General features: G+C 64.4%; 6 protein-coding genes. 5 read left to right on the forward strand and 1 reads right to left on the reverse strand.

Features of this window, described 5'->3' with window-relative positions:
• Window positions 1–30: 30 nt before the first annotated feature.
• The 5 genes from EH231_RS20495 (at window position 31) to EH231_RS20520 (ending at window position 5,149) form a co-directional block, all read left to right on the forward strand.
• Window positions 31–1,215: a DUF1173 family protein gene (locus EH231_RS20495; protein ID WP_241178189.1), complete on the forward strand. Its 1,185-nt coding sequence runs from the start codon at window positions 31–33 to the stop codon at window positions 1,213–1,215.
• A gap of 462 nt (window positions 1,216–1,677) precedes the next feature.
• Window positions 1,678–2,682 carry a DNA adenine methylase gene (locus EH231_RS20505; RefSeq protein ID WP_241177779.1) on the forward strand — a complete coding sequence of 335 codons (1,005 nt, stop codon included), beginning with the start codon at window positions 1,678–1,680 and terminating at the stop codon, window positions 2,680–2,682.
• Between the two features lie 159 nt (window positions 2,683–2,841).
• A complete protein-coding gene (locus tag EH231_RS20510) occupies window positions 2,842–3,399 on the forward strand; it encodes an Imm61 family immunity protein (RefSeq protein ID WP_241177780.1) in 558 nt (185 codons plus the stop codon).
• A gap of 246 nt (window positions 3,400–3,645) precedes the next feature.
• Window positions 3,646–3,951 carry a hypothetical protein gene (locus EH231_RS20515; protein WP_124713197.1) on the forward strand — a complete coding sequence of 102 codons (306 nt, stop codon included), beginning with the start codon at window positions 3,646–3,648 and terminating at the stop codon, window positions 3,949–3,951.
• Window positions 3,952–4,384: 433 nt separating this feature from the next.
• Entirely contained in the window at window positions 4,385–5,149 is a 765-nt protein-coding gene (locus EH231_RS20520) for a hypothetical protein (RefSeq protein WP_124713198.1), read from the forward strand.
• Window positions 5,150–5,298: 149 nt separating this feature from the next.
• Here EH231_RS20520 and EH231_RS33950 read toward each other — a convergent pair.
• A partial coding sequence (locus EH231_RS33950; protein ID WP_164480964.1) for an AAA family ATPase occupies window positions 5,299–6,615 on the reverse strand: 1,317 nt, incomplete at its 5' end.

Below are 6,615 nucleotides of genomic sequence, written 5' to 3' on the forward strand. Positions count from 1 at the left end.
ACAGGAGCGCTGGCCATGTCAATGCAATCCATGTTTCAGGTTGCCGGCAGCCGGATTGACGATGTGCACACACCGGCGGCCCAGGAGACTCTTAGTCGAGCGAAAGCTGCCCATTTGCGGCCACTGTGCTTGTGCCAGTCCCCAGGGGTGGAGATGTACATCGCGGCCGCCGGACATGATCTCATCGTCAAGCGAATGCCCGGAACGGCAGTCGCACACGACCATCGGTGTCGATCCTGGCTTCCCCCGGGTGAGCTTTCTGGCTACGGAGCGGTCGCCGAGCAGTCAATCGTCGACAATCCGGCCGATGGCACAACGGCTTTACGGTTGGGTTTTTCACTGTCGAAGTCCGCAAACCGGGCTGCTCCTGAACCCTCCGGTTCCCCGTCAGACACGGTGCAGACCCACGGGAACAAGTTGTCGCTCCTGGCTGTGCTGCACTATTTGTGGGACGAAGCGGAGCTGACGAGTTGGCATGCGCGTTTCGCCGGGCATCGCTCCTGGGCGGTTGTCCACCGACGTCTGCGGGCGGCCGTGGACGGAAAGCTGGTGCGTAAGGATCCACTGACCGCGTCTTTGTTTGTGCCCGAACCATTCTCGGCCGATCACAAGACCGGCATCGAGCAGCGTCGGATTAAGGCGTGGGCTCCAGCTCGACCTCAGCCAGGAAAGGCAACGAAACTGTTGATCGGGGTGGGCGAGATCAAGGCGATCGAGCCGGCCGGCCATGGCTTCAAAATGCAGGTGCGGCACCAGCCTGGACACCCCTGGTTTCTCAATGAAGACCTATACCGCAAGCTCGCTAAACGATTCACTACCGAACTGGAGCTCTGGCAGATGGCCGAAGCTGGCGATGTTCGGCTGTTGGCGATCTGCACCTTCTCGGTCTCTCGGGCGGGATACGCGCACGTCGATCAACTGTCGCTGATGACAACGGATCGCAACTGGCTGCCTTTCACGGGCGACGCTGATCGCACTCTGCTCAGCACCGCGATTAGCGAGGAGCGCTCGTTCCGCAAGATGCTGTCGTATAACGGCAGCGCGGCCCCGATGGCGTCCCTGATTCTCACCGACACCGCTCCGGCGATCGCCGCGTTCATCGACCGTCCTGCCGGCGATGCGGATGGGGACGAGATCTCCCTGATCGCCGGACTGCCGGTATGGAACTGGCGTACGGACGAGGATATGCCGGATTTTCCGTCGCCAATGTCCTGACGACACCAATTACCGAGACTCGGAGGGAGAGAACAACTATGCCGACCGCAGCGCATGGATCACACGTTCTGCACTTGAGCCCTGAACACCGTGATCGAGCTTGGCGCGACAGGTTCAATGCCCGGTGGCACTACGACTATGGCGGGTGGATTCGCACCAGGCCCAGCGACGAGGCGTCGACATTCGCCCTGACCCCAACCGAGCGCTACGGGCCGTTCGCTGAGGATCACTCGTGCCCCTACTGCCTCGTGATGCATTCGCCCAGGCAGTGCCCCGTCCTAAGCGGGGACGCGGGACTGCCCGCCCGCTAGTTGTTCCACCACGTTGGTTACACGACCGGGCAGCTCGTCAGCGTCGCCGACATACCACCGCACGCACTCGGTGAGCTAGTCCGCCATTGACGCGCCTAGCCTGCGTCGTCGCGACCACCCAATATTCTTGAGATTGACCCGAGGAGAAGCGTTGGCAACGCCAACTTTGCGTCCGCCGTTCGCATACTTCGGCGGAAAGCAGAAGATCGCCGGGGCGATCGCCGCGATGCTTCCCGAGCACACCCACTACGTCGAACCGTATGCCGGCGGACTGTCAGTGTTGTTGGCTAAGAAGCCGAGTCGGCTCGAAACGGTTAATGACCTGGACGGTGACATAGTCCACTTCTGGAGGATGCTGCGAGAGCGTCCCGAAGATTTAACACGGCACTGCGCGCTGACCCCTCACTCACGCGCCGAGCGCAAAGCGGCCATGAACCGGCCCGCAGACTTGGATGACCTCGAACGGGCCCGCCGGATCTGGATTTGCCTGGCACAGGGACGCACCGGAACCTTGCTCCCAACCGGCTGGCGTTTCGACGCCGCAGACTTCGCGCACACCTCGATGCCGCGACGCCTTGACGGCTACGTGCGGCGAATGGAGTCCGTTGCCGAGCGGATTCGTTCGGTGTCGCTGGAGTGCCGTGCAGGTCTAGACATGATCGCCGCGTATGGGAAGGGTCGGCGCACGTTGATATATGTGGACCCTCCCTATGTCGGTGATGTCCGAGAACGCAACTACCGCAATGAGATGTTGTCTCCGGCCGAGCATCGGGAGCTGGCCGAGTCCCTGCATTCGTGCGCTGCAACCGTCGTCCTCTCCGGGTACGCGTCCGCGCTCTACGACAACGAGCTGTATGCCGATTGGTACCGAGTTGAACTGACAACCGCGACCAGCCAGGGTGGGGTCTACAAAGGGCGCATCGAAGTGCTCTGGTCCAACCGCCCACTTGCGACCGTCGCCACCGCTGACGTCGACATTTTCAGTCTCCCCGAAGCCACATGTAACGAAATGGAGCCCAGCGAGCCCGCATGTAACGAAACGCGGTGCCCGGTGTGTGAAGGGGTCATTCGACAGGCGCGATCGGGACGCCGCCGCGTTTACTGCTCGCCTGCCTGCCGGGTGCGCGCGCACCGCCGAGCGTCCCTCGCTGGCTGACAGCTGGTCAGGTTGTCGGCCCGGTCCGCAACACTTGCGGGTCAATCGCTCAGTAGGGAGATCTCGCTGACCTGCTCGTTCAGGGGCCGAATGCTATGTCGCGCACAGTTAGTTGTCCGGTGAAGAATGTCATCTGTCAGGCCGCTACGGTGGTCCACCGTGACCGGTGTGGTAATCCTCAGCCCTGATTGCTTGGGGTGGGCACGCACCGCTGGCTTCGTTCATCGCACTGACGACGCCGCCGGCATTGTCGAGCTCAGGTCGGAGGTCGACGCGCCGATTCGATACGTGATCCGCCGGCCGTCGACGGGTCGTGTGGAGCTCGTCGAAGTCGATGAACTGGGCGATGAGCAGTTGGTGCTGTTCGTGGCGGAGATCGAGGTTCTCGAGCGCTACCTGTTCGGAATGTTCGGTGACGATATCCGAGCTGAGGTGGACCTTCCTTTTGTCGAACTCCGTTGGGGCAGAGAATCATTAGCCGCAGGGTATGAACTCGACGATACGAACCCGGGCTACCAGATCCTGACGGCCACCGATCGTGGTCCGGTGGCGGCGGTTCCCCGTTCTGAGGTCGGCCTGCTGGCGTTGGTGCCGCTATCGCATTTCCTCGGCTGGAGTCTGGCAGCATTGAAGCGGTCGTTCCTCGATGAGAACTTCAGGCCGCTGTTGTCGGCGGACGGTAGCTATGCGCAACCGGATCTACGCAAATCCACATAGTTTTGGACCAGGTAGCGCACTGCGAGCTGCTTAGCATTGGTTATGCGGAAGTGCACAGCACCGGTCAAGGGTCACAAGAGTGCTGCCGCGAGAGCGGCTTGCCCGGTGCACGGCACACAGGCATGGCGGGGGAGCGCTCCGAAAGCTCCGGCGCTCACCTCTCGCTCACGAGGCACCGTCCGATCGAGGGGCAGCGCCAACGGTCTCTTGACGGCAGCCGACCAAAGCGCACGCCAGACAGGATCGGTGGCCGGCACGGACTTCCTTGCTTGGCTCTTCTTGGCCTGGCTCGTTGACGACCGCCTCTGGCTTCTGGCCCTGGGCGCGATCGCCATCGGTGTGCCGATCGCGCTGGCGGCGCAGTGGACCTATCAATGTTCGGCATGGATCAACGACGGCAGTGCCCGCTGCCAACGTCTGCGCGCCGGCATCTTCAAGCGCTGCCACAGCCACAACCGAGCGGTGACGACGCAATACGATGTCGCGGCCGCCGCCGCCCTGATCATCGCCGTCATCAACGCACTCATTCTCATCGCCGCCCTACAGCAGTAGAGAGGCCTAGATACGAACGAACCCCCGGGAGGAGCCCGGGGGTCGTCGGCACCTTTTTTCGCAAGACCAGCTGCCTTCCTTCCCCGACGCCCAGACCTGGGGCGGCGGCGACCGCTGGCGCGAGCGGGCCCACTGCGCGGTTGCCAAGTGCCGAGCAAATCCGTTTGGTGGGCCGGTGCGCCATGAACGTTACTGCACGTTTGACGTTTTGACCTAGGCTGCCAGACATCAGATGTCGCTTGCTCCCGGTAAACCCCTGCGCTAGCGCCCGGTACTATGTAATTACCTGACCAAGTGTGGCGGGTCTTCACTCGAAAGTAGCAGGTGAGAGACGGTGACTCAACAGCTTGGACGTCAGGTTCCGTCGCGACGCACCGCGCAAACATTCGCAGGAACTACTGCACACCGCGGCGCTCCCGTGCGCCGGTCCTTCGTGACACGCGAAGGTGAGAGCCAAACCGGGCTCGAAGCGGTGATGCGGGCTGCCCGCGGCGGGGCTGGCGGTGGACGTGGCGGCCGGACCCGGCTGGCGCTGCTGCTGAGCCTGTGGTGGGTCAACTCTCTGCCGCCCTACTCGTCGCAGAGGCCGGCGAGCTGGTGGGCCGAACTGATCGGCTTGGACGATCCGGTGAAGGGCCCTCGTACCGTCACGGCCAACTTTCAGGAGCTCGCACGGCGGGGTTTCATCGCGATCGAGCCCGGTCAGCCCGGTATGGCCAACGTGGTGACCCTGCTCGATGACCTCGCCCGGCCTGGAGAACCGTATCTGCGGCCCGACGGCAAGAGCGGATCGTATTTTCGGGTGCCCGACCGACTGTGGACTACCGGTGCGATCGCCAGGCTCAGTGGCCCGGGCCTGGCGATGTACCTGATCGTGTTGTCGTATCACCATCGCCCGGCAGGGGTCGAACACCCACCGGGCGAGGGGGTCCGCACACCGGCGGCTCCTCCGGTGTGGTTTTCCCCCAAGGGGTTCAGCGAGCGGCATGGACTGTCTGAAGACACCCGGTTGGCGGGGATCCGAGATCTCCGCGACGCGGGCATGATCGAGGTCGAGACCGAGCACATCGATATCCAGAATCAGTCAGGGTCGGGACATCGCCGATTCCGTCGACAGATGTTGACCCTGCACCCTCTCTACGTGCCGCCGCTGCCCGGTCGGGTCCCGTCCAGTAACCCGGCCGCGGCCGCGATGTGAGGGAACCGGGCCGCAGTCGTCGACGTCTAAACGGTTATGGACTTCGAGGAACGGCTCGCGCTGATCAGTGAAGGTGTGGATCCCGATGATCCGGCAGTGATGACGGCACTCGACATGGTCCGTTGGGAGCTACAGCTGTTGGGCACCGATTAGAGGTCGAGGCCGACGTCAGTGCCGCGGCTGCGATCGCGGTCGGCGTCGAGGGCGCGGGCCCGGTAGTGGGTGATGTCGTGGTAGGTACGGCCCAGCTCGTCGCGGCGATTGAGCAGGTCGGAGGCCTCCTGCGCCGCCTCACCGGCGGCGGTGGTGCTGGCGAGGTGGTGTTCGACGCGGTCGATGGCGGTACGCGCGGGACGCTCGGCCGGGTCCGCAAGCCGGTGTGACCACGGCAGGTGGTTGTTGAGCATGTCGGTGAGACTGGCTTCGCGCTGGTTGTCGGCGTTGGTGACCAGGAGCAGTTTGGCGTTGGCGTCACCGGCAGCCTTCGTGAGGGCCTGCAGCTGGCGGGGGTTGAGTTGGTCGGCGTCGTCGACGACGAGCAGGGTGCCGGTGGGCAGTTTCCATTGCCCGTTGTCGAGCCGCTCGATCGCTTGGTCGGGGTTGGCGGTGGTGTCGGCGTAGCGGTGTTGTCCGGCATAGGTTTCGGCATCCTGGGTGGCCGGGATGGCCAGGATGCGGTGCTGGTTGCGTAGTGCGGTCGTGGCCAGGGCGCCGAGGACTGCCGACTTGTCGGCGTTGGCGCCCAGGTGGAGGGGTTGGACGGTTTGCGCGCTGCCTGCGATGTCGGTGACGGCCGCGGCGGCCGGTTGGTCGAGCTGGTCGAGGTCGGCTTCGCGCGTGGCGTACATGGCGGCGGGGCTGCGGACGCCGGCCTCGTCGAGCATGTCGACTTCGCGGCGCAGTGCGGGAAGGTCAGCGACAAGGTCGTAGTCCACGCCGGGCCTGGTGCCGAATACGCGGGCGGCGGCGAGTTCGGCGCGCATGAGTTGGTTGTCGAGGTCGGTGGCCTCGATGCGAGCTTGGCGCAGCTGTTCGGCGTCAGCGCGCATGGCGGCGCTGCGGCGCTGCTGAATGTCGTGCTCGGTGACCACGCCTGAGGGTCCGCCGGCGATGTTCATCAAGGCCTCCTGAGCGGTGTCGCGCTGGTGGGCGGCGTCGGCGAGCGCGACGGCGACCGCCTGTGTGTGTCGTGCGAGTTCGGCGCGGTGTTCGGTGAGGACCGCGGCGAGTTCGGTCTTGTTGTCGCGTTGGGCGGCGGTGATCTGTTCGTCGATGGTGGCGAGCAGGCGGTGGTGGGTTTCGCTGGTGTGCTCGGAGCGGACCCAGTCGGCGTGAGCGTGGGTGTAGGCGTGGGCATAGGGCCGCTGTTCGTCGCGGCGCCGGACCAGTTCGGCGAGCTCGGTGGCGAGGGCTTGTTCGGCGGGCCCGCCACCGCTGTGCAGGATGGCGTGCTGCAGCTCGTTGAC

The organism is Mycolicibacterium nivoides (genome assembly GCF_003855255.1).
Taxonomy (GTDB): Bacteria; Actinomycetota; Actinomycetes; order Mycobacteriales; family Mycobacteriaceae; genus Mycobacterium; species Mycobacterium nivoides.

What these genes read in the sequence shown, in the direction of transcription:
- EH231_RS20495 (WP_241178189.1), top strand. Translation starts at nt 31, where the DNA reads ATGTTTCAGGTTGCCGGCAGCCGGATTGACGATGTGCACACACCGGCG.